Source organism: Streptomyces diacarni, from assembly GCF_003323715.1.
In the GTDB taxonomy this organism is placed as follows: Bacteria; Actinomycetota; Actinomycetes; order Streptomycetales; family Streptomycetaceae; genus Streptomyces; species Streptomyces diacarni.
The window spans coordinates 228690-254990 of the sequence record NZ_QOIN01000042.1; the positions used below are offsets into that span (position 1 = coordinate 228690).

Annotated in this window: 20 protein-coding genes, 4 tRNA genes and 1 pseudogene; 12 read left to right on the forward strand and 13 right to left on the reverse strand. The window is 70.0% G+C overall.

Annotation, left to right across the window (positions count from 1 at the left end; genetic code table 11):
* Window positions 1-31 precede the first annotated feature (31 nt).
* The 3 genes from DTL70_RS13485 to DTL70_RS13500 form a co-directional block, all read right to left on the reverse strand.
* Window positions 32-835, reverse strand: coding sequence for a DUF4232 domain-containing protein (locus DTL70_RS13485; protein WP_114022143.1), 804 nt, complete (start codon window positions 833-835; stop codon window positions 32-34).
* Window positions 836-1051: 216 nt separating this feature from the next.
* Window positions 1052-1624, reverse strand: coding sequence for an ABATE domain-containing protein (locus DTL70_RS13490; protein ID WP_245979345.1), 573 nt, complete (start codon window positions 1622-1624; stop codon window positions 1052-1054).
* Window positions 1625-1978: 354 nt separating this feature from the next.
* A complete protein-coding gene (locus DTL70_RS13500) occupies window positions 1979-2563 on the reverse strand; it encodes a TetR/AcrR family transcriptional regulator (RefSeq protein WP_114022145.1) in 585 nt (194 codons plus the stop codon).
* A 152-nt stretch (window positions 2564-2715) separates the two neighbouring features.
* Here DTL70_RS13500 and DTL70_RS13505 point away from each other — a divergent pair, with 152 nt between their 5' ends.
* Window positions 2716-3102 carry a nuclear transport factor 2 family protein gene (locus DTL70_RS13505; protein WP_114022146.1) on the forward strand — a complete coding sequence of 129 codons (387 nt, stop codon included), beginning with the start codon at window positions 2716-2718 and terminating at the stop codon, window positions 3100-3102.
* A 145-nt stretch (window positions 3103-3247) separates the two neighbouring features.
* Here DTL70_RS13505 and DTL70_RS13510 read toward each other — a convergent pair.
* From DTL70_RS13510 to DTL70_RS13525, 4 genes are all read right to left on the reverse strand, one after another.
* A tRNA-Lys gene (locus DTL70_RS13510) sits at window positions 3248-3320 on the reverse strand.
* A gap of 112 nt (window positions 3321-3432) precedes the next feature.
* The gene (locus DTL70_RS13515; RefSeq protein ID WP_114022147.1) at window positions 3433-5619 is read right to left on the reverse strand and encodes a DEAD/DEAH box helicase; all 2187 of its coding nucleotides are present in this window, start codon (window positions 5617-5619) and stop codon (window positions 3433-3435) included.
* A 373-nt stretch (window positions 5620-5992) separates the two neighbouring features.
* A complete protein-coding gene (locus DTL70_RS13520; RefSeq protein WP_147266777.1) occupies window positions 5993-6679 on the reverse strand; it encodes a hypothetical protein in 687 nt (228 codons plus the stop codon).
* A 225-nt stretch (window positions 6680-6904) separates the two neighbouring features.
* Window positions 6905-7261, reverse strand: a complete 357-nt coding sequence (locus tag DTL70_RS13525; RefSeq protein ID WP_114022258.1) for a metallopeptidase family protein — start codon at window positions 7259-7261, stop codon at window positions 6905-6907.
* A gap of 170 nt (window positions 7262-7431) precedes the next feature.
* Between DTL70_RS13525 and DTL70_RS13530 the strand changes: the two genes are divergently transcribed.
* Window positions 7432-9150, forward strand: a complete 1719-nt coding sequence (locus DTL70_RS13530; RefSeq protein WP_114022149.1) for a metallophosphoesterase family protein — start codon at window positions 7432-7434, stop codon at window positions 9148-9150.
* 117 nt (window positions 9151-9267) lie between these two features.
* A tRNA-Glu gene (locus DTL70_RS13535) sits at window positions 9268-9340 on the forward strand.
* Window positions 9341-10123: 783 nt separating this feature from the next.
* On the opposite strand, the gene DTL70_RS13540 is transcribed toward DTL70_RS13535, so the two are convergent.
* Window positions 10124-10972: a GIY-YIG nuclease family protein gene (locus tag DTL70_RS13540; protein WP_114022150.1), complete on the reverse strand. Its 849-nt coding sequence runs from the start codon at window positions 10970-10972 to the stop codon at window positions 10124-10126.
* A gap of 148 nt (window positions 10973-11120) precedes the next feature.
* On the opposite strand from DTL70_RS13540, the gene DTL70_RS13545 reads away from it, so the two are divergent.
* From DTL70_RS13545 to DTL70_RS13580, 8 genes are all read left to right on the forward strand, one after another.
* Window positions 11121-12470, forward strand: a complete 1350-nt coding sequence (locus tag DTL70_RS13545; protein WP_114022151.1) for a DNA cytosine methyltransferase — start codon at window positions 11121-11123, stop codon at window positions 12468-12470.
* Between the two features lie 332 nt (window positions 12471-12802).
* Complete coding sequence (locus tag DTL70_RS13550; RefSeq protein WP_181860926.1) at window positions 12803-13264, forward strand: very short patch repair endonuclease; 462 nt, start codon at window positions 12803-12805, stop codon at window positions 13262-13264.
* A gap of 457 nt (window positions 13265-13721) precedes the next feature.
* Complete coding sequence (locus DTL70_RS13555; protein WP_181860914.1) at window positions 13722-16103, forward strand: ATP-binding protein; 2382 nt, start codon at window positions 13722-13724, stop codon at window positions 16101-16103.
* Entirely contained in the window at window positions 16100-17779 is a 1680-nt protein-coding gene (locus DTL70_RS13560) for a DEAD/DEAH box helicase family protein (protein ID WP_114022152.1), read from the forward strand. The genes DTL70_RS13555 and DTL70_RS13560 overlap by 4 nt, the downstream gene beginning before the upstream one ends.
* The gene (locus DTL70_RS13565; RefSeq protein ID WP_114022153.1) at window positions 17776-18375 is read left to right on the forward strand and encodes a hypothetical protein; all 600 of its coding nucleotides are present in this window, start codon (window positions 17776-17778) and stop codon (window positions 18373-18375) included. The genes DTL70_RS13560 and DTL70_RS13565 overlap by 4 nt, the downstream gene beginning before the upstream one ends.
* Window positions 18376-18388: 13 nt before the next feature.
* The gene (locus tag DTL70_RS13570) at window positions 18389-19711 is read left to right on the forward strand and encodes an RNA polymerase subunit sigma-70 (RefSeq protein WP_114022154.1); all 1323 of its coding nucleotides are present in this window, start codon (window positions 18389-18391) and stop codon (window positions 19709-19711) included.
* 784 nt (window positions 19712-20495) lie between these two features.
* Window positions 20496-20570: transfer RNA gene (locus tag DTL70_RS13575), tRNA-Asp, on the forward strand.
* A 20-nt stretch (window positions 20571-20590) separates the two neighbouring features.
* Window positions 20591-20664, forward strand: a tRNA-Phe gene (locus DTL70_RS13580).
* A gap of 65 nt (window positions 20665-20729) precedes the next feature.
* On the opposite strand, the gene DTL70_RS13585 is transcribed toward DTL70_RS13580, so the two are convergent.
* On the reverse strand, window positions 20730-21725 hold the full coding sequence (locus DTL70_RS13585) for a helix-turn-helix transcriptional regulator (protein WP_114022155.1): 996 nt from the start codon (window positions 21723-21725) through the stop codon (window positions 20730-20732).
* A gap of 102 nt (window positions 21726-21827) precedes the next feature.
* On the opposite strand from DTL70_RS13585, the gene DTL70_RS13590 reads away from it, so the two are divergent.
* Window positions 21828-22295 carry a VOC family protein gene (locus tag DTL70_RS13590; RefSeq protein ID WP_114022156.1) on the forward strand — a complete coding sequence of 156 codons (468 nt, stop codon included), beginning with the start codon at window positions 21828-21830 and terminating at the stop codon, window positions 22293-22295.
* A gap of 94 nt (window positions 22296-22389) precedes the next feature.
* Here the strand turns inward: DTL70_RS13590 and DTL70_RS13595 are convergent, their stop codons facing one another.
* From DTL70_RS13595 to DTL70_RS13610, 4 genes and pseudogenes are all read right to left on the reverse strand, one after another.
* Window positions 22390-23502 (reverse strand): ABC transporter permease, encoded by a 1113-nt coding sequence (locus tag DTL70_RS13595; RefSeq protein ID WP_114022157.1) that lies wholly within the window; start codon window positions 23500-23502, stop codon window positions 22390-22392.
* 550 nt (window positions 23503-24052) lie between these two features.
* Window positions 24053-24883 (reverse strand): annotated as a pseudogene (locus DTL70_RS13600) (cytochrome c biogenesis CcdA family protein); the annotation flags it as partial.
* Window positions 24883-25737: a DsbA family protein gene (locus tag DTL70_RS13605; RefSeq protein WP_114022158.1), complete on the reverse strand. Its 855-nt coding sequence runs from the start codon at window positions 25735-25737 to the stop codon at window positions 24883-24885. The gene DTL70_RS13605 and the pseudogene DTL70_RS13600, both read right to left, overlap by 1 nt.
* A 48-nt stretch (window positions 25738-25785) precedes the next feature.
* A complete protein-coding gene (locus tag DTL70_RS13610) occupies window positions 25786-26289 on the reverse strand; it encodes a hypothetical protein (protein ID WP_114022159.1) in 504 nt (167 codons plus the stop codon).
* Window positions 26290-26301 lie beyond the last annotated feature (12 nt).

Here is a 26301-nt window from a genome sequence, read left to right on the forward strand (position 1 = left end):
CTGCCCCCTACTCCCCTTTTCCCTCGGTCTCTCAGGCGCCGGACCCCGGGGTGAGCGCACCGATCGTCGGGACGGACGCCTTGCCCGTGGCCGACACGGGGCCGCCGGTCCAGTCGACCTTGAGGGAGGAGCGCTGATCGGGCGGCGTGATCAGCGCCGCGTCCGGGGTGACCGTCGGCACCCCGGTCATCTCCGGATTGCTGAACGACAGCGGCGCCCAGGCGCTGCTGCCCGGAGTCAGCTTGATCGTCTCGCCGCTGTCGCCCTTGCGCTCGGGGTCCAGCGACACCTGGTCGCCGTCGCTGTCGACGAAGGCGAAGCCGGGGAACCCGTACACCGTGCAGTTGCTGCCCGAGGTGTTGGTCAGGACGAGCGCGAAGTTCTCCTGCCCGGCCCCCGGATGGTTCGGGCCGATCTTCGCCGACAGGTCCGCACTGGTGCACTGCCCCGCAGCGCTCGACACCTGGTGCGCGCCGCCCTCGCCGCTCTCGGTGGAGACCACACCGGCCCCCGAACCCCCGCTGCTGCTCCCGGACCCGCCAGACCCCCCGGTCCCGCCGCTGCCCCCACTTCCCGAGCCGCCTGTACCGCCTGTGCCGCCCTCGCTCTGGACGGCACCCGCCGGTGCCGCCGCACCGGCCTTGTGGGCCCCGGCCGCGTCCCCGCCCTGCCCGCCGCACGCCGTCAGCAGACCGCCGGCCGCCACCAGAGCGGCCGCGGCCGTCGCGATCCTGGCCGGACGGGCGAGACCACGCCGCGTCCGCCGCGGCGCCCCGCCCCCACCGGCGACCGCCCGCTCGTCCTGCCCGGTCACGATGTTCTGCTCCGCTGCCATGGCCGCCGTCAACTCCCTGCTCCGTGCTCCCCCGCTTCTGGGCTGTACACGGAGTTCGATGGCGGGTCAGGCGAAAAGGTTCACGAGCGGCCCCACGTTCCTCACGGGCCGCGCTCCCCGAGTCCGGCGCCACGCTCCTGATTCCGGCGCCACGCTCGTGAGTCCGGCGCCGCGCTCGTGAGTCCGGCGCCGCGCTGGTGGTCGGCACGGAGCCCGTCAGTCCGTCGTCGGCCGAATACGCCGGGCGTACGCGCGGGCGGCGCGAGCGCGGTCGCCGCAGCGGGTGGAGCACCAGTGGCGGCGCCCGTGCCGGAGCAGGTAGCGGTTGCAGGGCGCGGAATCGCAGGCCGTGAGGCGGCCGGCGTCCGCCCCGGTCAGGAGGTCGGCGGCGTTGGCGGCGAGCGCCGCGAGAGCGCGGTCGAGGACCTCGTTGGTGGGACACGGCGCCGCGCGGTAGGGACCGGTCTTCTCGTCCCAGTACAGCAGCGCGGCCGTGGGGGCTCTGCCCAGTGCGCCGTTGACGGCGGCCAGCGCCGCGGGCAGGGCGGGCAGCCCGGCGACGTGGGCGGCGAACAAGGACCTGAGGCGCTCGCGCAGAGAGCGCAGCTGCGTCGCGCTCATCTCCCGCACCCCCGCGTCCTCCGGTGCGAGGCCGTGTCGGCTGAGCCATCGGTTCGTGGCCTCAGCGGTGCCGAGGAGATCGAGGAAGTGCCCTCCGGGGAGCGCGAGAGCGCTGTTGTCGGGCGCCCCCGTCGCCGCCCTCACCGACAGCACCGTACTGCTGTTCACCGCGATGTTCGTCTACGGCACAGGTACGGCCACGAACCTGCTGGCCCGCTACGCCGGCGCCGACTTGGCGGCCTCCGAGCACCGCGCCCGCGCCGTGTCCACGGTGCTGGTCGCCACCGCCCTCGGCGGCGTGGCCGGCCCCGACCTCGCCGCGCCCGCGAGCGATCTCGGCGTTCCCCGCCTGGCCGGGCCGTTCCTCCTCTCCGGTACCGCCTACGCGGCTGCCGCGCTGGCGCCGGCCGACTACCCCTTCCTGACCCTCACCTGCGGCCTCTTGGCACTGGCCGTCGTGCCAACAGCCCTGTTCGAGTCGCGGGCGCGCGCGTTCCGCCTCAGCGAGGAGCCGGCCCCCGGTCAGGGCGCAGGCGGGGGCTCCCCGACGAGCCCCGCGACGAGTGCGCGGACGTACGCCTCGTCCGTATCGGGGATCGAGAAGACCACCCGGAAGTACAGCGGCGCGACGATGCGGTCCAAAACCTGCTCCAGGGACGGGGGCGGGGGTGTGCCGCCGCGCTCCCGCGCCGTGTCGAGCACCGGGCGGAAGCGCTCGCTGACCCGGTGCAGACACTCCCGCAGCCCGTCGTGCCGCTCGTCGATATCGGGCGCCACCTCCGCGCGAAAGAAGGCGATGCCACCGGGCCGGGAGAGTTCCGCCAGTGTCCAGACGGCCTGGTTCTCCAGGTCGGCGCGCAGGTCGCCGACGAGCGGGGGCGCACTCGCATCGCCGCGGTCTCGGGCGACGTCGGCCAGGAGCGCCGCGAGCGTGCCCCAGCGCCGGTAGAGCGTGCTGGAGTTGACCCCCGCGCGCTCGGCCACGGCGGGCAGGGTCACGTGGTCGGCGCCGCGCTCGCCCACCAGTGCGACCGCGGCGTCGTGTACGGCGGAGCGGACGCGGGCGCTGCGGCCGCCGGGTCGCTTCGTCGATGCGTCAGCGTTCACCCCTCCACTCTAAAGCAAAGAGTTGCGCCTTAACTGGCGGCGTGCCTACAGTCGCACTAAAGCGGAGACCACCGCTTTAGTGCTCGCGTGCTGAGTGCTGAGTGCTGAGTGCTGTGTGTGCTGAGTGCTGTGTGTGCTGTGAAAGGAATGCCATGTCCACCAACGAAGCCCCCCTCGCCCTCGGGCGCAGCTTCCACCAAGCCCTCGTCTCAGGTGACTGGGACGGCATCCGGGCCCTGCTGCACGACGACGCCACCTGGACCCTGCCCGGCGACAACGCCATCTCCGGAACAGTCGACGGCGCCGACGCGGTGGTGGAGCGCGCTCAGCTGATCGCCTCGTACGGTCTCGACTTCGAGCTGCTGCACATCCTGGTCAGCGGAGAGAACATGGCGCTCTCCCTGCACAACACCGCGCGCCGGGAGGACGCCGTACTGGACGAGTACCTGGCCACGGTCTGCCGGCTCCGCGACGGAAAGATCGCGGCCATCGAGACCTACCTCTCCGACGTGCCCGGAATGAACGCCTTCTTCGTCTGACGTGTCCAACTGGCCGAGACCGAGGGGGTCATGGCCGACGAAGCCGAGCCGCGCCGAGCACCCCGAAACGACGAAGCGCCCGGACCGGTCTCCCGGTCCGGGCGCTTCGTCGCAGGTCAGGGGACTAAGCCCGCCCCGCTCGCGGTAGGCCGTGTGGGACTCGAACCCACAACCAATGGATTAAAAGTCCACTGCTCTGCCAATTGAGCTAACGGCCCGCACCGAGCAGCATAGCCCGGCCGTCCGGCGCGGTTCGAAGGCATTCCCCGTTGCGTGCCCTCGGACCGCGCTCGAACGTGCGTGTGGCAGACGTCAGCTGGTCACGAGCCGTCAGCTGTTGCGCTTCCAGCGCGGCTTGTCGGCGCGGCGGTCCGGGGTGCGCGGGCCGCCACGGCCCGGGCCGTGGGACGTGGAGCGGCTGTCGCCGCTGCGGCCGTGCGGCCGGCGCTCGTCGCGGCTGTCACGGCGGTAGGGGCGGTCGCCGCCGCGGAAGCCGTCACGGCGGAAGGCGCGGTCGCCACCGTCGCGGCGGTAACCGCCGCGGGCGCCGCCGTCACCGCTGTCCCTGCCACCGTCCCGACGGTCCCGGTCGCGGTCGCGGTTGCCGTTGCCGTTGCCGTATGGGCGCTCGTCGCGGCCCCTGTCGCGGTCACGGTCGCGACGGAAACCGCCCCGGTCGGTACCGCGGTCGGAGGAACGCCGGTCGCCGCGGTCGCGGTCGCCGTCGCGGCCGTAGGAACGGTCGCCACGGTCGCGGTTGCCGTACGAGCGGTCACCGCGGTCCCGGTCGCGGTTCTTGCGGTCGTAGGACGGGCGGCCGCCGCGCTCGCCACGGTCGCGGTCGCGCTCGGCGCGCTCCCGCTCGCGGCGCTCCGCCTCGGCCTTCGCCTGGCGGGCGGCCTCCGCACGCGCCTCTTCGGCGGCCTGCTCGGCCTCCACCTCCGCGGCGGCCGCGACGGCGGCGTCCGCGTCCTCACCACGCTCGCGGGCGGCCCGCGCGATCAGCAGCGTGGCCTCCTCGCGCAGCTCGGCCGCGCGCTGCTGGGCCTTCTCCAGCTGGCGGTTGAGCTTCCTGGCCTCCCGCTCGGCCTGGCGGGCGGTGTTGACGGCCGACTCGGCCTGCACCTCGGTGAGGGAGCGGGCGCCGACGATGCGGGCCACTTCCTCATCGAAGACGTCACCCCGGCCGATGAGGTGCCGGGAGGCGTCCACCCCGGCGTCCTCCATGAGCCGGAAGATCTGCCGGCGCTGGTGGGGCAGGGCCAGGGAGACGACGGTCCCGGACTCGCCGGCCCGCGCGGTACGGCCCGAGCGGTGCAGGTAGTCCTTGTGGTCGCCCGCGGGGTCGACGTTGAGGACGAGGTCGATGCCGTCGACGTGGATACCGCGGGCCGCGACGTCCGTGGCGACGAGCGTGTTGACCTTGCCGTCCTTGAAGTCCGCCAGCGTGCGGGTGCGGGCGCCCTGCGTCATGCCGCCGTGCAGCGCGTCGGCGCGCACCCCGGACTCACACAGCTGTTCGGCCACCCGGTCGGCGCCGAGCTGCGTACGGACGAAGACGATCGTGCGGCCCTTGCGGCCGGCGATGGCGGCCGTCACCGGCGCCTTGTCGCGCGGCTTCACGATGAGCACGTGGTGCGTCATCGTCGTCACCGCGCCCTGCGCCGCGTCCACCTCGTGGGAGACGGGGTCGACGAGGTAGCGCCGCACCAGGGAGTCGATCTCCTTCTCCATGGTGGCGGAGAACAGCATCCGCTGGCCGCCCTCGGGGACGAGGTCGAGGATCTCGGTCACCTCGGGCAGGAAGCCCAGGTCGGCCATCTGGTCGGCCTCGTCGAGGATGGCCGTCTTGACGTCGTCCAGGGAGCAGGACCCGCGGTTGATCAGGTCGCGCAGCCGACCGGGCGTGGCGACGAGGATGTCGACGCCCCGCTCCAGCGCGGAGATCTGGTTGGCCATCGACGTGCCACCGCACACCACCTTCAGCCTGAGGCCGAGCGTGTCGCCGTACGGCTGGAGCGCGTCGGAGACCTGCATCGCCAGCTCGCGGGTCGGCGTGAGGATGACGCCGCGGGGGCGCTTGCGCTCCGTACGGCCGCCCGTCAGGCGGGCCAGCAGCGGCAGCCCGAAGGAGAGGGTCTTGCCCGAGCCGGTACGGCCCCGGCCCAGCACGTCCATGCCGGCGAGCGCGTCCGGGATGGTGGCGGCCTGGATCGGGAACGGCGCGGTCACACCGTTCTGGGCGAGCTTGCGGACGACGGCCTCGGGCAGCCCGAGGTCGGCGAACGTGGGCGTGGGCTCGGCCGCCGCCTCCTCCGCCTCCGCGGCGTCGGTCACCGACGTCTCCGCGGTCGCGGTCACCGCTTCCGCGACCGCGACCGCCGCTTCAGCGGACTCGGTCTCGGTCGCTTCGACGGTCCCGGTGGCCGTTTCCACGGTCACGGCCGTCTCTACGGTGCCTTCCGCCGCGTCGTCCGCGTGGGCGGGCTCGACGGCGTCATGGGTGGTTACAGACATGCGAAATGAGAACCTTCCGGAGTCACTGGCACGCGCCCATAACTCCGTGAATTCGCAAGGAACCGCCTCGATGCGGTCAGCCACGGCAGGGAGAGAACGCGCCACACGGCGCGCTGCGAGATGGCGCCGGGCAAATGGGATCAAACGATCTACCAGCATACGCGGCCGATACGCCGCGACGCAAACGGGGTCTGGCTGCCCGGCCACGCGGTGACCGGCACCCCCGCGGTGACCGGCACCCCCGCGGTGACCGGCACCCCCGCGGTGACCGGCGCCCCCGCGGCGGGCACCCCGCCGTGGCGGGGGCCATCCCACTCGGTGACGAGTGTCACGGGGCCCGCCCCGAAGCACGCCGGGCAGGCCCGAACAGCGCTCAGGCGAGGTGGGGCCGGATCTGGCGGGAGTAGGTGTCGGAGCCGCTGGGGGAGGCCGTCGTCCGGGTCGGCGACGGTTCCGGATCGGGCTTGCTCGGGGTGGGGCTGGGCGAGGTCGTCGGAGAGCCCGGATCGTCACCGCCCGGCCCGCCCCCTGAGCCTCCCGAACCGCCCGTGCCACCGGTCGGCTGGGGGCGGGGGTGGTTGCGGTCACCGCCGGAGGAGCCGGAGTCACCGCCGGAGGCGTCGTCGCCGCCCGCGCCACCACTGTGCGCGCCGCCCGCGTCGGCGGAACGCCCGGCGTCGTCGTCCTTGCCGCGCTCGCCGCCCTCGTCCTGCTTGCCGTGCCGACCGCCCGTGGACCGCCCGTGGTCCCCGTCCCGGCCACCGGCCTCACGGTCGTCCCCGGCCACGCGGCCCTTGCGGTAGCCGGCGCCGTCGAGACCGCCCTCCGGTTCGGTCGCGCCGCCGTGGTCGTCGGAGCGGCTCCCCACGGGGGTCGTACCGCCCTCGCCCACGTCGTCGGCGCCCTGCACCGTCATGCAGCCGCTGAGCGTGGAGACCGCCGCGAGCATGAGCGCGCCGACCGTCGTGGAGCGGGCGGCGCGGCCTGTGGAGTGTGCACCGCCCGTACCCGTGGGGGAAGCGGTATGGCCGGTACGGGCAGCGGGACGGGATCGGCGCACGGTGGGACCTCCTGCGCGGGGGTTTCGGCGGGTGCCGTGCTCAACTGCCCGTCACCCCAACAGGTCACGCCTCACCGCGCACACGCCGAAGCGCACGCGGCGCGCCATCCGGCGCTCACACGCCCCGCCCGGCGCGTGCCCGGCCACCCGCGCCCCCGGATAAACCAGGGCCCAGCGACTCCCCCACGCCCCCGTAATCCCGCGCACTCCGCGCACTCCGCGACGTCACCCGTATCCCAGTGCGTGCAGCCTCTCGTCGTCGATACCGAAGTGGTGGGCGATCTCGTGTACGACGGTGATCTCGACCTCCTCCACGACGCCCTCCCGGCCCCCTCCGTCCTCGCGTTCGACCATCCGCAGGGTGGGCCCCCGGTAGACCGTGATGCGGTCGGGCAGGACGCCCGCGTACCACTCGCCGCGCTCGGTCAGCGGCGTGCCCTCGTACAGCCCGAGCAGCTCGGGGTCGTCCGCCGGGGGCTCGTCCTCGACGAACACCGCGACGTTGTCCATGAGCCGGGTCAACTCGGGCGGTATCCGGTCGAGCGCCTCGGCGACCAGCTCTTCGAACTCCTCACGCGTCATCTCCAGCACGCCCCCATTGTCGGCCAGCCGGCCCGCCGACGCCCTCCCCCGGGTGGACTTCCCCGCGCTCCCCCCAGTGGACGCGGGTGCCCTCCCTCGGCGGGCACCCGCACGCGGCACCGGCGGCCGGAACGGCATACGCACCCCCCACAAGGGGCATACCGGCCGACATGGCCAGCGTTGCCACCAAGCCGTTGCGTGCCGCGGCGGGCTTGTACAGACAGCTCGCCGCCCACCTGAACGCCCGCCTCGCCCGTCACCGCCACCCGTCCCCACGCTCGACCCCGCGCGTGCCCCCGCCCGCGGAGCACCGGCGCACGCGAACGCACCCGTACCGGCGCGCCGCGGGCCTCGTCGTCGTGACACTGCTCGGTGGCTGGCTGGGGCTCCTGGTCGTCGGGAACGTCCGCACGCCGGTCGGCCCCGTCGACACGACGATGACGCTGCGGCCCTCCCTCACCGGGGGCACCAAGGTGAACGTCTCACCGCTGGGCGCGCTGGAGCTGCGCAGCCATACCGCGCCACTGCGGCTGGACGTGGACGTCGACCAGCTCGACCCGGAGCGCTCCGCGGCCCTCATCAACCACCCGGAGCGGATCGAGGGACTGGACGACGAGATCGGCCAGGACGTCCAGGCGGGGGCGCTCGACCTCGGGCTGCGCTCGGCCGTCGCGGTACTGACCGGCTCGTGCGCGCTCGCGCTGGCCGTCTACCGCCGTCCGGGCACGGCGCTGCGCGCGGGCGGACTCTCCCTCGCCCTGCTGGTCGCCTCGGCCGGGACGGCGGCGGCGACGTGGAACCCGAAGTCGGTGCTGGAGCCGCGGTTCTCCGGGCTGCTGGCGAGCGCGCCGCAGGTGGTGGGCAACGCGCGCAGCATCGCGACCGAGTTCGACGTCTACCAGAAGGAGTTGGCCCGCCTGGTGACGAACGTCACCAAGCTCTACGACGCGACGTCCACCCTGCCCGCGTACCAGCCCGACCCCTCGACGACGCGGGTGCTGCACGTCTCCGACATCCACCTCAACCCGGCCGCCTGGCACATCGTCCGCTCCCTGGTCGAGCAGTACGACATCGACGTGATCATCGACAGCGGCGACACCATGGACCACGGCACGGCCGCCGAGAACGGTTTCCTCGATCCGATCACCGGCCTCGGAGCCCCCTACGTGTGGGTACGCGGCAACCACGACTCCGCCGCCACGCAGAAGGCCGTCGAGGAACTGGCCGGCAAGGACGGCGCCCAGGTCCACGTGCTCGACTCGGGGACGCCGGTGAACGTGGCGGGCCTGCGCCTCGCCGGCTGGGGCGATCCGCAGTTCACCCCGGACCGCTCCGTCGCACCCGAGGGCGACCCCGCCGAACGGGACCGGGGCCGCAGACTGGCCGCCTCGCTGCGGGCCCAGCGGGCGGCCGGCACCCCGGTCGACATCGCCGTCGGACACAACCCGGTACTGGCCGAGCAGACCGACGGGCTCGTCCCGCTCGCGCTCGCCGGGCACACGCACAACCGGAAGACCCGGGTACTGCCGCACGACACCCGGCTGATGACCCAGGGCTCGACCGGCGGCAGCGGACTGCGCGCCGTCGAGGGGGACGAGCCCGACAAGGTGCAGGCGTCCGTCCTCTACCTGGACAGGGACACCGACCGGCTCCAGGCGTGGGACGCGATCACCCTGGGCGGTCTCGGCCTGTCCAAGGCCGAGGTCTCCCGCCACCTTCCCGAAGAGGTGAAGCCGGGCGCACCCCCGTCCCCGCCCCTCTCGCCGTCTCCGTCGTCCACGTCACCTTCGTCGCCGTCGCCCTCGTCACCGTCGTCGCGGTCGTCGGGGGTGTCGCCGCCGTCGCCGTCGTCCAAGCCGACCGGCAACAGTCCCGCGACCGGCCGCTGAGCTGCGGTGCGGCGGTGGCCCCTGTGCCGCTCGCATATGTTTTGGCGAACCGTCCACGCATCCCATATGCTGCCGGAGCCTGCCATGGCGCTGTTCAGGCGCTTGGCGAAGCCACTCGCCCTCATCGTCTAGTGGCCCAGGACGCCGCCCTTTCAAGGCGGTAGCACGGGTTCGAATCCCGTTGGGGGCACGCAGAACGTTACGCATGCGAACTTGTTTGCATGCGTAAGCCTGATGGGGTGGAGCGGTTTGGAGTGCTCACCACCCTGGACGGCTTGCGGATCACTTCGGTGAAGCACGCGGTTGGGTGGCCAGTCGATACGAGCGATCATTTGAAAAGCGGTAGGTCGCCAGTTCGATCCCGGCCCAGCCACTGTCATGGGGATGCCCCTGACAGTATGACGTCAGGGACATCCCCACTCCTTTGCGCCAGCAAAGACCATCGCTGGCGGCAATCAGCCTTTCAGAGGCTTCATTGCTCACACGTCAGCACATGACTGATGCGGTTCCTGACCAGTGAGCTCCGTCCGCTCCCGCGCGAGACCCCTGCTGATCCGACGGCCACCGTCACGTCTTCGAACGCGGCGACCCCGACGACCTCCCGCAGGGCGGCCTTACCCTCGGACGCGTGATCACCGGCCACGAGTCCCAGGGTCTTAGCACCGAGCAAGCTAGCTTCCGTGTACGGACCCCTACCGCGCCTCCGCCGGCCTCCCCCGGGATCGAGAACGGCACCGAGGAGCGCGTGACCCTCACAGAACTGCCGTAGGAAGCCGTCCGGGGCCCATTCGCGCGACGCTATCGCGAGCCTGCCTACGCCGCACGCTGCCAGACCCGCCGAGACCGAGCGCCGAACCGTCCTTACTCTGACGTGACGCGGTCCCATGCGGCACACGACGCGGTCACGGCACCCGAGGGGCCGCCTTCCGCGCCGCCGTCGCTGTAGCCGCCGTGCTGTGAAACGCAGGGCTTGTCAGGGAGCGCCCCGGGCGGGGGAACCGCTGTCCACCGCCGTCTCATCCTCCGAGGCGGAGAGCGGGACGCTGTCGATCGCCTGCCCACCGCGGTAATACCGCGAGGCGCTCGCGTATTCGGCGGGGCCCTCCTCGTACATGACGATGTAACCCCCAAGCGCCGTGATCTGCCAACCGCTTGAGGCCGCTTCTGAGATCCTCTTGAGGAGATCGTCGACCGAAAGCTGCACATCCGGGATGACCAGGTTGGCACTCCTCAGATCACCCGACTTCGCGTACCGGATGTTGTAAGGAAGCGATGCCTTGAGCGCTTCCAGCAGGTCCAGGACGTTTGTCTCGCCGGCCGTGAGGCCCTCGGCCGGCCGCGCGAGATCGATCGGATACAGCACGTCGAAGTGGTTGGGCTTGAGAACGGTGTGGTCTCGCTGCCGACCGGGATCCCTGTTGCCGAAGCCGTTGTTGTTCCACGGGATCTCACCCAGATCCTTGTGGTGGTTGATGAGCAGCTGTTCCGGCGCCAGGGCCGAGAAGTCCTCCGCTACGTACAGGCACGAGAAGGTCATGTCGCTCGGCACGATTCCGCGGCGGCCCGAGATCTTCTTGAGGTGCTGTCGAAGTCTCACGGGAAGGGACTTGTCGGCTTTGCCTACATAGACGAAGTCGTCGTGCAGGTAGAGCTGGTAGACGCCAGGGCGCTCCAGCAGCTGGCCGATGCTCGCGTCGCTCAGCGGGGCTCTAGCCAGCGTGGCGAGATCCGTCGCGAGCTGATCGCCAAGCGCCTTCGTGATGCTGAGGGTGAAGCTCCGGTGGAACGTTGCGCTTCCCGAGCGCCCCGCTGTCGCTGCCATGACCCCCGCCGCCCAACTCGTGATTCGTTCGGTGATACCGGTGTGGAGGCTACGACATCACAGATGTTTCTTCTGACCTATCGATAACTACTGCCACTACTCCGCGGTATGGTTTCCGTTGCATTGAACTGCAGGGAGTGGGTAGACCATGGAACGAACGTCGGTAGAGCTCTTCGCTGGCGGAGGCGGGCTGGTCCAGGCCAGCGCGAAGACCGGGTTCCGTCACCTGCTGCTCAACGAGTCCGCCAAGAGGGCGTGCGAGACACTTGAGGGGAACCACTTCGACACGTTCCCCGAGGGCACCGCGCCTGACGTGCTGGCCAAGTGGCTGGATGGGCTCGATGAGCAACGCGAGCGGGGCTCCTGGGTCGCTGACGCGGGAGAGCGCCCTCTCTACCCTCCGTTGGTCACTGGAGACGTCCGACGGTTGGACATGACCTTTCTCCGGGAGCGGAAGGTCGATCTCTTGGCTGGCGGACCCCCGTGCCAGCCGTTCAGCCTTGGCGGGGTCGCGAAGGGCGACGAGGACGCCCGGAACATGTTCCCGGAGATGTTCCGGGCGGTTCGCGAGATCCGACCCAAGGCCGTCATCTGTGAGAACGTCCGGGGACTTCTCCGTCCGTCCTTCAAGCCATACTTCGACTACATCCAGCGTGAGCTCACTCTGCCGTTCGTGCGGCGCCGGTACGGCGCCACGTGGCAGGAGCACGACCGTGCGTTGCGTGAGCGGATCGAGGCGAAGGACACGGATCCGGCGGAGACGTACAAGGTCACCCAACATGAGGTGAACGCCGCCGACTACGGGGTGCCCCAGATCCGCAACCGAGTGATCCTCCTGGCCTTTCGCGCCGACCTAGGCGTGGACTCGGATCTGGTCGAGCGCGCTGTGGCGCACACGCACTCCCGTGCGGCCCTCACGCGGACGATCCTCGGTGGCTCCTACTGGCGCCGGCACAAGGAGAAGGGCGCCAAGATCCCGCAACGCGTCATCGACCTGGTGACGTCGCGTTACGAGAACGAGCAGCTGACGTTCGAGAGTGGTGATGACGAGCTAGAACCGTGGCTCACCCTCCGGGACGCGGTATTGGGACTTCCCAAGATCGACACCCGAATGCTGGACAAGACGACGGAGCAGCAAGGCGTGCCCGATCACATCGGATGGCCGGGAGCCCGGATCTATCACGGGCACACGCCCAACGAACTCGACCGGCCGGCCAAAACGGTCAAGGCTGGGGTGCATGGTGTGCCTGGCGGGGAGTCGGTCATGCAGCTCGACAACCTGGTCGTCGATGAGGAGACCGGGCAGAGGCGCCCAGAGCATCGGTACATGACGGTGCGCGAGACCGCCAGGGTCATGACATTCGCTGACGGCTGGAGCATGGCGGGGCCGCGCGGTGAGCGTATGCGGCAGCTTGGAAACGCCGTTCCCGTGAAGCTGGGCGAGATCTTCACCAGCGCCGTCGCGAAGGCCCTCGATGACGCTGAGCGGCGTTCGTGAACGACGCCAACGCGTCCCGTCAAGAGGGCTGGAAGGACAAGCCGCCGCCCGAGAGGGCATGGCGAGGCCGTAAGGGGCGGACCAGGAAGGCAATCAGCGCTGAGCAAGATCGTGCCGCGGGAAGCCGCGAGGAGCGTTACGTCAAGCGCGAGGATGGGGAGTACGCGCTGGGCTCGATCACGTTGAAGGTGTTGCCCAGCACTCGCCGTATCCGAGCCTATCTCCGCTGGTCGGAGAGTGGCCGATCGCCTGCTCTCTATGTCGGTGAGGTCGAGCACTCGACGCGAGCGGCGAACCTAGACCAGGCATGGAAGATCGCGAAGGACCGGGGCATGGTCGGTAAGCGGCCCGTCCCCGAAGACTCATGGGCGTCGTCGTCGGCCACACGGTCGGTGATGCGCGGGAACCGGGGCCGAGACACGGCGCCTGAACTTCGGATCCGCTCGTTGCTGCACCAGGAGGGCCTGCGCTACCACGTGTCCACTCGACCGCTGCCCGGCGTGAGGCGAACCGCCGACCTGGTCTTCAGTCGGGCGCGAGTCGCCGTCTTCGTCGACGGGTGCTTCTGGCACGGCTGCCCGGACCATTGTCGACCCGCCCGAACCAACAGCGACTTCTGGCGCGCGAAAATCGACGGGAATCGGGCCAGGGACGCTCAGACCGATCGGCTTCTGGCGGACGCGGGATGGCGGGTGATCAGAATTTGGGAGCACGAAGATCCTTTGCGAGCGGCGCGTCGAGTCGCCGCGGCCGTTCGTGGCTTTGCGGGACAGGACGGCCACACCGTCCCATGACCCAGAAGGTGAGAGGCCGTTGATCGCGTCTGACGCGCAGCAGAGGACGATGCGCTTATCTCCGTCGCTGAACGCGATCAGGTCCCCTCCCAATGCTGATGCCAGCCTCGGTCAGCAGCCCGAAAGACAGTTCGACGCACCCATAGGGCTCTACAGGTGCCCGCAACGGGCCTACGTAGCACGGATGAGTCTGTAGGACGTCGTCGACGTCCGCTCCCGGCTCCGCTGAACCGCGGTGCGGGTGCGCTTGCGATGATCCTTCCATCGCATCGCGGAGAGCGTCCTCGCTCTCTCACGTAGGTGTAGTGGAGCGAAACCTGGCGCGCGTTGTCAGTGCAACCCTCTATTCTCTTCATCACGCGTACGGCTCGCCCCGGGCCGCGCGTCGAAACGCGGCCTGCGGTAGGGCTCTCTTCGGCGTGCCCACGCGAGACGAGGACAGGGGGTCCATCCACCCATGAAGATCACTCCTTCCGCACGCGTGCTGCGCATGCTGGGTGAGATTGAGTTCGACGAGTGGCAGTGCATCGCGGAGTTGATCGACAACGCCTTCGACGACTTCACCGAGATCCATCGCTCCGGGACCCCCTGGGCGGGCGGGTACCGGGTCAGCGTCGAGCTTCCCGACTCGGCTCAGGGGCAGCTCGTCATCACTGACACGGGGCGAGGCATGACGTACGACCGGCTGGAACGGGCGGTAAGGGCCGGCTGGTCGGGCAACGACATGCACGACAAGCTCGGTCTCTTCGGCATGGGATTCAACGTCTCGACAGCCCGGCTCGGGAAGCGCACGCGCGTCCTGTCGACGCGGCAGGGCGACAGCGAGTGGATCGGTGTGGAGATCGACCTGGACCGCATCGGAGACGACTTCGAGGCGGAGGACATCACCGAGCCGAAGGCTGACCCCAACGAACACGGCACCCGCATCGTCATCAACCGCCTGCATCCGACGCGCGCTGGCTGGCTACGAAAGAACGGCCCGGCTCTGCGCAACATCTTGGGGCAGGTCTACTCCTGGCTGCTCCTGGAGCGTCCGTTCGAGCTGTGGGTCGGCGGCTTCCAGGTGAAGCCCGTGCGCCATTGCCGCTGGGGAGACGACCGCTCGGTTCTCTACAACAACAAGGAGCGCATCCCCGCATACATCGAGATCGACCAGAGGCTGGAAAACGGTCTCGCCTGCGGTGACTGCGGACAGTGGCAGCTCACCGATCGCGACGCCTGCGAAGACTGCGGGAGTAGCCGACTCACCGCTCGCGAGCGCCGTGTGCACGGATGGCTCGGCATTCAGCGGTACATGCATAAGAACGACTACGGGATCGACTTCCTGCGGAACGGACGCAAGATCCTGCGCTGGGACAAGCAGCTGTTCACCTGGCGTAACCCTGACGGGGCAGCGGGCAATGAGGAGCCGGAGTATCCGGTGGACCTCGCCCATCAGGGTGGCCGCATCATCGGAGAGATCCACCTCGATCATGTTCCGGTCACCTACCAGAAGGACGCCTTCGAGTACGGCGACCGGAGTTGGCGCTCGGCGGTCGAAATCGTGAGAGGGGTCGCTCCGCTGCTACCGAGGCGTGCGGCGGACATGGGCTACGAGGAGAACACCAGCCCGCTCGCGCTCCTCTTCAAGGCGTTCCGCCGCAACGACGCCGGCCTCCGATACCTGGTCCCGGGTGACGGACGTAAGCCGATCCATGACGACACCCGCCGGTGGGGACAGGAGTTTCACCGGGGTAACCCCCACTACCAGACCGATGAGCGCTGGTGGCAGGCGGTCGAGGATCACGAGGCGGCCAAGAGCAGGGGCAAGAACGCCAAGGCGGCCGCCGCCACCCCAGGGAAGCCGGACGAGACAGCTGTGATGGAAGCGCTCGGCTTCAATGGAGCGGACACCTCCGAGCCGACCCTTCCCGCGAACGACGAGACAGGCGGGGCGAAGCGCGACACTGAGGACGGGCCGCCGAAGGACGGCGGCCTGTCCAATTCCTCCGTGTCAGCCTCGACGCAGCGTCCGGAGACCAGGCAGGAGCGCATCACGCGCTTCATGGAGAACTCCACCACTTACCCGACGCTCAGCCGCTCCTTCGGTCACCCGCGTGTCGGATTCGTCGAGGTCGAGACGCGTCAACTGACGACGGGTGGCCTTACCGACGAGAACCTGCATCGCACCCCCATCCTGCTCGATCAGCGTGCCGGCAACAGCCTCGTGGCGTTCCTCGACCTCGAGCACCCGATCTTCCAGAAGTTCGGCGCTGATCCGGCGGACCTCCTGCTCGCCGAGATCGCCGTGCTGCTCAGGGTGCGGGCGGAGACGGAGTGGAGCCACTCCGAACTCATCGCGGCGATCCGTGTCGAGTCTCTGCCCGCCACCGCTCTGGACGCCCAGTTGATCAGCGCCGAGGCGCAGGAACTTCTGGCCGAGATCCGTCACCGCATGGTGTCGGAGCTGGACCGTACCGGCGAGGCGGAGAAGGCGTATCACTTCCTCTCGCCGGACGAACTCACGGCGACCGAGCACGCCATGATCGCCAATGGCAAGGTGACCCGTACCATCGACCTCGGTACCAGCGGTGAGTTCCTGCTGCATGTGCCGGCACTGTTCCTGGTCCGTCTCGTCGAGTCGCTGCCGTCGGCGTTCATGGACAACCGTGTCTTCCAAGGGGTGTATGAGGGCGTCGCCTCCGCTTCCGCGCGTCGACTCAGCCTGGCCCGCACGGTCGGCTACCTCTCCGACGTGGCCACCCAGGCGACCTTCGCGGGGGCCAGCCTCCCGAATCAGCTGCTTCGTACAAGGCTGAGTATCCGCCTGTTGGCCGACGACCTGACGGAGGAGAAGTGAGCGCCGTCTTCCTCGCGGCGGAGGAACTGCTGAGGGGAGGCCCCGCAGGGCTCACGCACGCCACCGAGCGGGCCCTCTGGCACCTCGGCTTCAACGACGTGCGCGTCATCGACGGCGCGGGCGACCACGGCGCGGACCTATTGGCCGTGCGCGGTCGAGAGCAGTGGGTCTTCCAGTGCAAGTGGAAGGCGGGCGGGAAGATCGACCGCAGCGGCGTGGACGACTTGGAGAGGGCCCACGCGCGCTACCGCGCCGACAAGGCTGTCCTGGTGACCAACACCGACATCAACGGGGCGGCGGCGGCTCGCATCGCGGCGCTCAACGGTGTCGGCGTTCCGATCACGCTCTGGCATGGCGCGACTCTGGGATCCATCGGTGACCAGATGCCCGAAACCGTCCCCGCGAAATACGCGTTGCGCCCCTACCAGGCGGAGGCGGTGGAGGCGGTGATCCGCGACCTCGACGCGAACGGCACCGCCCTGCTCGTACTCGCGACGGGGCTCGGTAAGACGGTGGCGGGTGGGGAGATCATCAGCCGTCGCCTCAGAACCGATCCGAACGCGAGGATCCTCGTCGTGGCGCACATGAAGGAGCTCGTCGCGCAGCTCGAGAAGGCGATGTGGCGGCACATCCCCAAGTCCGTCCCCACGCGCCTACTCACTGGAGAACGTCGACCCGAAAGTCTCGACGGAGTCGTCGTCGGAACAGTTGAGTCCGTTCTGGGTGCCGTACGTCTGGGCTACCGGCCGGACTTGGTCATGATTGACGAGACCCATCACGTGGCCGAGACCGGCAGGTTTGCGGAATTGCTCGATCTGTGTGGAGATGCAGAGCAGTTCGGAGTGACGGCGACGCCCTGGCGTGGCGACAAGTTTGACATCACTTCCCGCTTCGGGTACCCGAGCTTCAAGATGGGTATCGCGGAAGGCATGGCCGCCGGCTACCTCTCCGCCATCGACTACCGGCTGTACGTCGACAATGTCGACTGGGACGCGGTCAGGGACGCCAGCGTGCACGACCAGTCGATCAAGGACCTCAACAAGTCCTTGTTCCTGCCGCAACGCGACGAGGAGATCGTCGAGCACTTTCGCGAGGCCTGGCGAACGACGGTCGATCCAAGGGCCATCGTCTTCTGTCAGACCATCGAACACGCAGAGCACATGGCCCGGTTGTTCGCCGCCTCCGACTCGGCGTGGTGCAACGCGTCCTTCCTCCACAGCGCACTCCCGCGGCAGCGGCGCCAAGTCCTGCTCAACGAGTTCCGGCTCGGCCGGGTACCAGTGATCACGTGCGTCGACGTCTTCAACGAAGGAGTCGACGTCCCGGACGTCAATCTCATCGCGTTCTTGCGGGTCACGCACAGCCGGCGAATCTTCGTCCAGCAACTCGGACGTGGGCTTCGGCTGAGCCTCGGCAAGGTCGCGCTGCGTGTCCTCGACTTCGTGACCGACATCCGCAGGGTAGCGGCGACCCTGGAACTTCGACGATCGCTGGAGGCTCAGGACGCTCAGGAGAGCGAGCACCTACGTGTACGTATGCCGCACGCCTCCCGAATCCAGTTCAGTGACGCGACCGTCGGGTCCCTAATGGACCACTGGATTCAGGACGCGGCAGACCTTGAGACCAAGGCGGACGAGGTCCGCCTGCAGTTCCCTTTGACGAGAGGAATCGAATGAGCAAGTACGCGATCCCCAAGGACCTGGAGGAAGAAGTCGTGCGCCTCCTCTACAAGAGGATGGCCGACCTTAACTGGATCTACCTGCCGGATGCCGACCGCACCCGTCATTACGTGGAGTGGACGTCCGATCCGGCGATCGGAGGACGGCTTCTGCCGTTTATCGGGAAGACCGAGAACATTCGGCCGTGGCTCAAGGACAGGCCCATGAAGGAGTACATCCGGGCCACGTACGGGGTGGGGAAGTGGGCCCCGCTCGTGACCACCCCCTCCACCCCGGTCAGCGAGCTTGTCGTGCGGGCTCTCGGTCCCGGCTGGGAAGTCGACCTTGAGACCCTCGCCATCAAGCCGCTCCGCGTGAGGATTCGCCACGAGGACGACGAGGAGACGGAGCAGCGCTTCGCCTGGGCCCCGATGCGCGACTTCAAGCACCTGGCATGGGCGGCCATCGCGGCACAGGCTGATGGCGACGCGCTGCCCTGGGTCATCTGCACGGTGGATTCCTTCGTTCGGAAGATCACCCCGAAGCAGAAGGCGACCAACGAGCGGATCGTGCACCGGCTCGGCCTGACCAGCGCGCATGTCACCGATGGCTGACGGGGATGGTGCGATGACCGGAGTCGACGACGACTGGCTTAGCGCCGCTTGGTGTCTCCTCCCCCTCCGGTCGCGTCGCGTGATCGAGGACCGTGCCCGTGGCGAAACCCTCGGGAGTATCGGACAGCGCCATGAGATGAGCGGTGAGAGGGTCCGTCAGTTGCTCGTGATGGCGCAGGAGCAACTCTGCTTTTACGCCGACGCCTTCGGCGATGACTGGCGTGATCAGCTCATGGCTCTCACCGTGAGTCCGGCGGTACCTGAGTCCGAACTGGCAGCGGCGCTGGGTGTGCGCGAACACGTTGGTGTGGGGCTTCTTGTCCAGGCTGTTGGGGCTGAGCCTCCGTTGACGTGGGCTGGTCGCCTGCACGGCTGGTGGACGCGCAATCCGACCGCCTTGGAGGTTCTGCTGCGATCTGGAGTGGAGGAAGCGCCGCTGCGTGGGGAGGACGTGGCGGTCACCTTCGCGTCGGCCGGTGTACCGGACGACGTTCCGTTGCAGGAGTTGCTTGGGCACTCGAAGAGCCCGCTTGTGCCCGGCGTCGAGGGCTCTTGGCTACGTCGTCGCGCCCGCGGCAGAGACGCGGCCTACCTCTATCTGCTAGCCACTGGCGAGCCCTGCCCGGCCGAGGACCTGCTCGAACCGACTGGGATCAAGCGGAAGCCCGCCGTCGCCGAAGCACTCAGGCGGGACGAGAGGTTCGTCCAGCTCCGGCTGGAGGGGAAGTGGGCACTGGCCGAATGGCCCCACTTGAACGTGACTCCATACCCGAACGCGGTAGAGGCATTCGTCGCCGTGCTGGCCGAGCTGGGCCCTCTACCGAAGGAAGCCCTTTTCGTAAAGGTTGGCGAGCGGTACCCCGTGACGCTGTGGCGCCTCCAGCAGTGCCTGCTGGACGACAGGGTGGGCATGACAGAAAGTGGTTCAATCGACCTTGTCGCGCGCGGGGCCGATCCGATCGAGGAGAGCGAACCGGCACAACCGGACACGATGGCCGCCGACCCCGCCAGCAATGTATTCGGGGTCCGGCTGACGGTGGACAAGGACATCCTGCGCGGCAGCGGCATCATCGTCAGTAGCTGGCTTACGTGGCAGCTCGGCATGCGACAGGCTCCCGTGACCAGGACGTTTTCTATCGCGGGTCACCCGACACCGATCACCCTAAAGAGGGCGACGAGTGGGGCCCAGCTCTCCAGTCTGCGGGTACTGGCGAAGGAGAACGGGATGGTCGGGGGCTGCGAGTTCGTTCTCTTTCTCCGTAGGGACGATTCGACCGCCCGCATTGAGCACGCTTGTGCTCGACAGTACTGCCGTGCGGTGGAGGCCCCTTCATGAGCGAGGTGAAGGCGGACGTCCCCGAGGCATGGGCCGATGCCGCGGCACGGCGGACTGTGATGCGGCATCCTCGGCTGGCGAACACCAGCTGAGGATGCCGCGGAGCAGCCACGCCCATTCCAACAAACCAGTGCTGTAAAGACCGATCAATCTCCCCCGTACCCGAGATCCAAGCTCGCCGAACACATGAGGCCTCTGGCATCGCCACAAGCATCGGATCCTTCGGTGACGCCCACAGCTACACGCGGGAGCGGCCTTTGCTGTCTCAGCTGGGCAGTGTCGTTGGGTAACCGCGGGCTGGCCTACATCCTGGACCTGGACAGGCTGCCCTGCCCTGAGTCAGGGAACAGCCACGCCTGATCTGCTTGCGTTGCGAGTGCAATCGCCTCCGGGTCCGTGCGGACATGCCAGCACGGACCCGGAGGCGAGGCGGACCAAGCCGGATTCAGAGGGATGGAAACGGAGGTATTCATCCTGTTCTGCGGCAAAGCCGCAGGTCAGCGAGGTGACACTTTCGGGTTCGAATCCCGTTGGGGGCACCATTCGCACCATCGCACCACCCTCCGCACAGCCCTTGGCCACTCCGCATCGGCCAGGGGCTTTCTGTTTGCCCCGCCCCTTGTCCCGCCCGGTCCCACCAGGAGCGGTTGGTACGGCGCGACCCTTCGGGTCTGTTACTCTTTTCCGGCGACGTCACCCCTGGTGGGAAGCGCCCGCGAGGCCGGTGAAAGCCGGTTGGGAGCACACGTCGCACTGTGCGAGACTGGAGCTCGCACGAACGCTTGGTCCTGTGGAGCAGTTTGGAGTGCTCGCCACCCTGTCAAGGTGGAGGCCGCGGGTTCAAATCCCGTCAGGACCGCCGCATCTTTCGAGATGCGTGGCTGGGTAGCTCAGTTGGTACGAGCGTCCGCCTGAAAAGCGGAAGGTCGCCGGTTCGACCCCGGCCCCAGCCACCGCAGCCCTGAACAGGGCGAACGGCCCCGTCGAAGATCTTCGACGGGGCCGTTTTCCGTATCGGTCACGAGGGCGGTGCGCCGGTTGCCGTCGCCGTGTTGCGGGCCGCGAGTGCGGCGAACGCCTCGGTGAGTTGCGGTGGGCCGATGACCGTGACGGCGGTGTCGAAGCGGTTGAGGAAGGCGGCCAGCGCGATCCAGGACCATGATCCGGCGGTGCAGCGGCATCGGTGGGGGCCGAGGTCGTCCACGAGGGCGTCGCCGGCGAACGGAAGGACGGCGCGGGCGGGCCGCTCCAGGAGGACGGTGCCCACGCAGGGCCAGGTGCCGGCCTGGTCGGAGTCGGATCCTGTGAAGCGCGCCGAGACGTAGGCCTCGGCGCTGCCGCCGGGGATCTCCCGTGGCGCGAAGCGCGGCCCTGCGGGGGTGCGCGGGGAGATGCGGTCGGCGCGGAAGAGGCGCCAGTCGCCGCGCCCGAGGTCCCACGCCACCAGGTACCAGCGGCCGCGGGACGTCACCAGATGGTGGGGTTCGACGCGACGCGGTGGCCCGGGTTCGTCGCCGTCCGGCCGGTCGGAGGCGTAGTCGAACCGGAGCACCTCGCGGGCGCGGACGGCGGCGGAGAGGGTGACGAGCACGTGGGGGGAGAGGGGGGCGGCGGGCCCGTCGCCCGGGCGGGGGACGGCGGTGAAGGCGAGCTGGTCGGCCCGGTGCCGCAGGCGTGCGGGCATGACCTGGCGGACGGTGGTAAGCGCCCGCAGGGCCGCGTCCTCGACACCCGCTCCGGTCACGGCTGCAGCTTGCAGCGCCACGGTCAGGGCGACCACCTGCTCGTCGTCGAACAGCAGCGGGGGCGCTTCCGTGCCGGCGTCGAGCCGGTAGCCGCCGTCCGGGCCCATGGCCGTCCGGATGCGGTAGCCCATCTCGCGCAGCCGGTCGATGTCCCGCCGCACCGTGCGGTGGCTGACGTCCAGTCGCTCGGCCAGCACGGTGCCCGGCCAGTCGCGCCGGGTCTGCAGCAGTGACAGCAGGTGGAGCAGCCGGGAAGTGGTGGTCGCCATTTTTCGACGGTAACCCCGGTCGAGGACAGAAACTGTCCTGGACGGCTGCGAGGGTCGGCGGTGTCGGGGCAAGCCCGAACACCGTGTGCAGAAGGAGCAGTTGTGAGCATCCAGACGACCCCCCACCTCAACTTCCGCGGCGAGGCCCGCGAGGCCCTGGAGTTCTACCGGAGCGTCTTCGGTGGCGAGGTCACCTCCGCCACGTACGGCGATCTCGGTATGGACAAGGACCTCCCGGGCGCCGACGGAGTGGTCTTCGGCCAGGTCGAGACCGCCGAGGGGTTCCGCGTCATGGCCTATGACATCCCCGGCCCCTTCGGTGGTCCGGCCGGCGAGGCGGGCTCGACCCGCCGGGAGAACGGCACCACGGTCACCACGCAGCCGTTCTTCGTCTCGGTGCGCGGGGAGACGTTCGAGGAGGTCGAGGCGTACTGGGAGAAGCTGTCCGCCGGCTCCTCGATCGTCGAACCCCTGGCCGCCTCGGCGTGGAGCGCGGGCTTCGGCATGCTCACCGACCGCTTCGGCGTCACCTGGACTCTGGACGTCGCCGCCGCCGACCAGGCGCGGTAAGCCACCTCACCGCCGGGGCCGGGCGGGCGCGGGAGCGCCCGCCCGGCCCCGGCCCCGTCCCCGGCCCCGCTCCGGAAGGCGGAAGGGCGCCGGTTCAGCCCGGGGCGGCGGCGTGGGCCGCGGTGCGGTCGCGGCCGCCGGGGTGGCGGTGGCGCCAGGTCCAGAAGACGGCGCAGGAGACCAGGGCCCAGACGGCGAGCACCAGGTACGGCTGGAACAGCCGGTGGTCGGGGAAGTAGACGGCGGTGTGCTGGGCGTTCACGGAGGCGCCGGGCGGGAGCCAGCGGCCGATCTCGCCGAGCACGGAGGGCAGCAGCGGCCAGGAGACGGCGCCGCCCGACGAGGGGTTGCCCAACAGCACCATCACGCCCCAGGTGGGCAGCATGGCCCAGCGGCCGATGAGGGTGTTGAACATGGTGAAGACCATGCCGCTGGTGAACATCGTCAGGGCCAGGATCAGCCACGAGTGGACGAAGGGGAGCTCCAGCGCGCCGAGCCCCCAGTCGACGACGGCGGCGATGACGAAGCCGCCCAGGAGGGCGTAGGCGATGGTGTAGGCGATGCGTTCGGGCGGGTTGAGGCGGCGGGCGTGGACGCTGAGCTGGATGGCGCCGACGAAGCCGATGATCACGGCGGCCAGCGAGATGTAGAAGATCGCCAAGCCGCGCGGGTCACCCTTGTTCAGCGGCTTGAGGTCGCGCACCTGGACGGGGACGCCGATCTTCTTGCCGACCTTCGGCCCCGCCTGCTGGAACAGTTGTGCGACGGAGGCTCCCGACGCACTGGAGACGTCCAGCTCCACCCCCTCGGGCCGCTCCACCCGCATGACCGCGAACACCTGCTGCGCCTCGATGGCATGGCGCGCGTTCTGCTGCGTACGGAAGTGCCGCAGCTCCAGGGAGGAGCCGAGCGCCTTCTCCATCCCGGCGACGAACGCGCTGCGGTCCTTCGCGCTGTCCGGTTTGCCGACGACGGCGACCGGCACATGGTGCGGAGTGGGGTTCGCCATCGCGTACGTGTACGAACCGGCGAAGAGGCCCGCGCCCGCGGCGAGAATCAGCACCAGGACGGTCGCCGGGAGGAACGGCGAGTCCTTGAAGTCCCGCCACAGGTCGGAGGGGCTGCGCCGGCTGCCGTGCCGACCGTGGGCGCGGGACGGCGGTGTCGGGTCCGCGCGGTGCTCGGACCACTCGGGTTCCTCGCTCATACCTGTCACACTATGCGGACATAAGCCGCATAACGGTCAGGCAATCCGCAGCACCCGCGGGCCCGGCCGGTACTGCCGCCCCGGCCGGGTGACCGCAGCGGGCGACCGCCGCCCCAGCCGGGCAGGGCCCACCGGGCGACCGCCGCTCCGGCCGGGTAGGGCCCACGTACACACCGAAGGCCGAGCCCTCGCGGGCCGGGCCCCGGAGCCTGCCCCGAGCCAGGGCTCCGGAGCCACAGCTCGGGGCGCGGGTCCCGGGTTCCGGGTTCCGGGTTCCGGGTCCCGGGTCCCGGGGTCAGGTGCCCGCGCGGGTGTCCGGGTTCACGTCCGCGTCGGCGGACGCGTCCGCGGGGCCCTCGTCGGGGCCGGAACCGGAGCTCGCAGCCGCCCCCGGGCCGGAGGCCGAACCCGACCCCGGGACCGGGACCGAGGGAGAAGCCGACCCCGGGCCGGGGTCCGAGGCGGGAGCCGATCCCGGGCCGGGGGCAGCCCCGGGCGTCGGATCCGGGGCCGGGTCCGGATCCGGGGCCGGGGCCTGGGCCGGGGTCAGGCGGCCCCGGTTCTGTCGGCGTCCGCGCAGGACGCCGACGAGCGCCGCGGCGCACACCACCGCGGCCAGCACGGCGAGCAGTACCGCGTCCGGCACCGCGTCTCCCACCCGCCGGGCCCAGTTCTCCGCCGCGAAGGCGCCGTCCACGTCGGTCAGTCCGGGGAGTCCGGCCGCCCCGTCGAAGGCGAGGAAGAGGGCGCCCAGCAGGACGAAGAAGAGGCCGGAGAGCAGCGAGGTGGTGTGCAGCCGGAACCGGCCGCCGAGAGCGATCTCCCGCCCGCGCAGCCACCGCCGCCGCCCCAGTTCGAAGCGGTCCCACAGCAGCGCGAGGAGGAACAGGGGGACGGCCATGCCCAGCGCGTACACGGCCAGCAGCATCCCGCCGTAGACGGGGTTGCCGCTCACGGCGGCGACCGTCAGTACGCTGCCGAGGATCGGCCCGGCGCAGAATCCGGCCAGCCCGTAGACCGCGCCGAGGGCGTAGACGGACAGGGCTGTGGTCGGCCGGATGCGGCCCGAGGCCTCCGCGAGGCGGCGCGGGGCGAAGCCGAGCCCCACGATCTGTGCGGCGCCGAGCGCGATGATCAGCCAGCCGCCCGTCGAGACGAGCAGATCGCGGTGGCCGTAGAAGAGCCGTCCCGCGTACGAGCCCGCGGCGCCCAGCGGCACCAGCGTCGTGGCGAGGCCCAGGTAGAAGATGCCGGTGCGGGCGAGCAGCCTGCCCTTCGAGTCGATCGAGTATGCGAAGAAGGCGGGCAGCAGGAGGGCGCTGCACGGGCTGAGCAGGGCGAGGAGGCCGCCGAGGAAGGCGGCCAGGTATCCGACGTCCATCAGTCCCGCTCCGCCCCCTTGCCGGTGTCGTTCTTCGTGCCGGCGCCGTCCTTCTTCGCCGCCGCCGCGGCACGCTCGATCGCGTCGGTGAACACTTCGTCGGGCTGGGCGCCCGCGATGGGCTGTCCGTTGACGAGGAAGGCGGGCGTGGCGCTGGCGCCGAGCGAGTACGCCTCGGTGCGGTCCTTGTCGAGCAGTTTCCGTGCGGCCTCGCCTGCGCGGTCGCGGTCGAAGCGGTCGAGGTCCTCGACGCCCGCCTGTTCGGCGATCTCGTGCAGGTGCGCGTCGGTGAAGTCGTTCTTCTCGTTGCCCTTGTCGGCGTAGACGGCGTCGTAGAACTGCCAGAACCGGCCCTGCTCACCCGCCGCGTAGCTGGCGAGGGCGGCCCGTTCGGAGCCCTTGCCGAAGACGGGGAAGTTGCGCCACTCGATGCGCAGCAGCCCCTTCTCGACGTACTTGTCGACCAGTTCCGGTTCCGTGTCGCGGGCGAATTTGCCGCAGAACGAGCAGCCGAAGTCGGCGTACTCGATCATCACGACGGGAGCGTCGGCGTCTCCGCGTGCGAAGGGGTCGTCGGCGTCGCGGCGCGCGAGCTTCATCAGCGCGGGGTCTCCGGCGGCCGTGTTGTCGGACCGGCCCTTGTCGACGGCGGTGTTGCTCTTCTCGGAGCCGCCCCCGCCCGATCCTGCGGATCCGTCGCCGGTCACGTACTGCGACAGCCATCCGGCCAGCAGCGCGGCGACGGCGATCAGGGCGCCGATGACGAGGCCCTTGCGGGAACGGGAGGAGGAGGCCGAAGAGGCGGAGGAGGAGGACTTGGGGGCGGGCTTGGACGGGGGCTTCGTGGAAGGCATGGGGGAACTCCTGGAGGGAGGCTGAGGAAGGAGGGGAGGGGTGGGCGCTCAGGCGGCGGGCGCGACCGGGCAGGCGGCCTCGCCCGCCAAGCGCCGTACCGTCGCCACGGCGAGCAGCGTCAACGACGCGAGGGCCAGCACCGGTTGCAGCGGCTGCCAGACGGTGAGCGCGCCGGAGGTCCCGAGCGCGAGCAGCACCAGCTTGTTGCAGACGGGGCAGCCGACGGCGAAGAAGCTCAGCGCCCCACCGACCGTGCCCAGACGGGTGGAGGACCGCCGGGTGGAGGGCCACTGGGTGGCGGCCTCCGCGGCGGAGGCCGCAGCAGCCGGCGCGCGGACATACGTCGCCAGCAGCAGCCCCGCGAGGAGCGCGGTCAGGGCGAGCGTCGGCCAGGCCCACCACGGGGTGGCGACGGCGCGGCTGAACAGCGGGGTCGGGATGACGGCCGTGGGCACTCCCACGACGAGCGCGGTCAGCACGGCGGCGGCGGCCGCCGCACCCCAGCGTCGCGCGGGCCAGGACGCGGCCGCGCGCAGAGCGAGCGGAACCATGGATACGTCTCC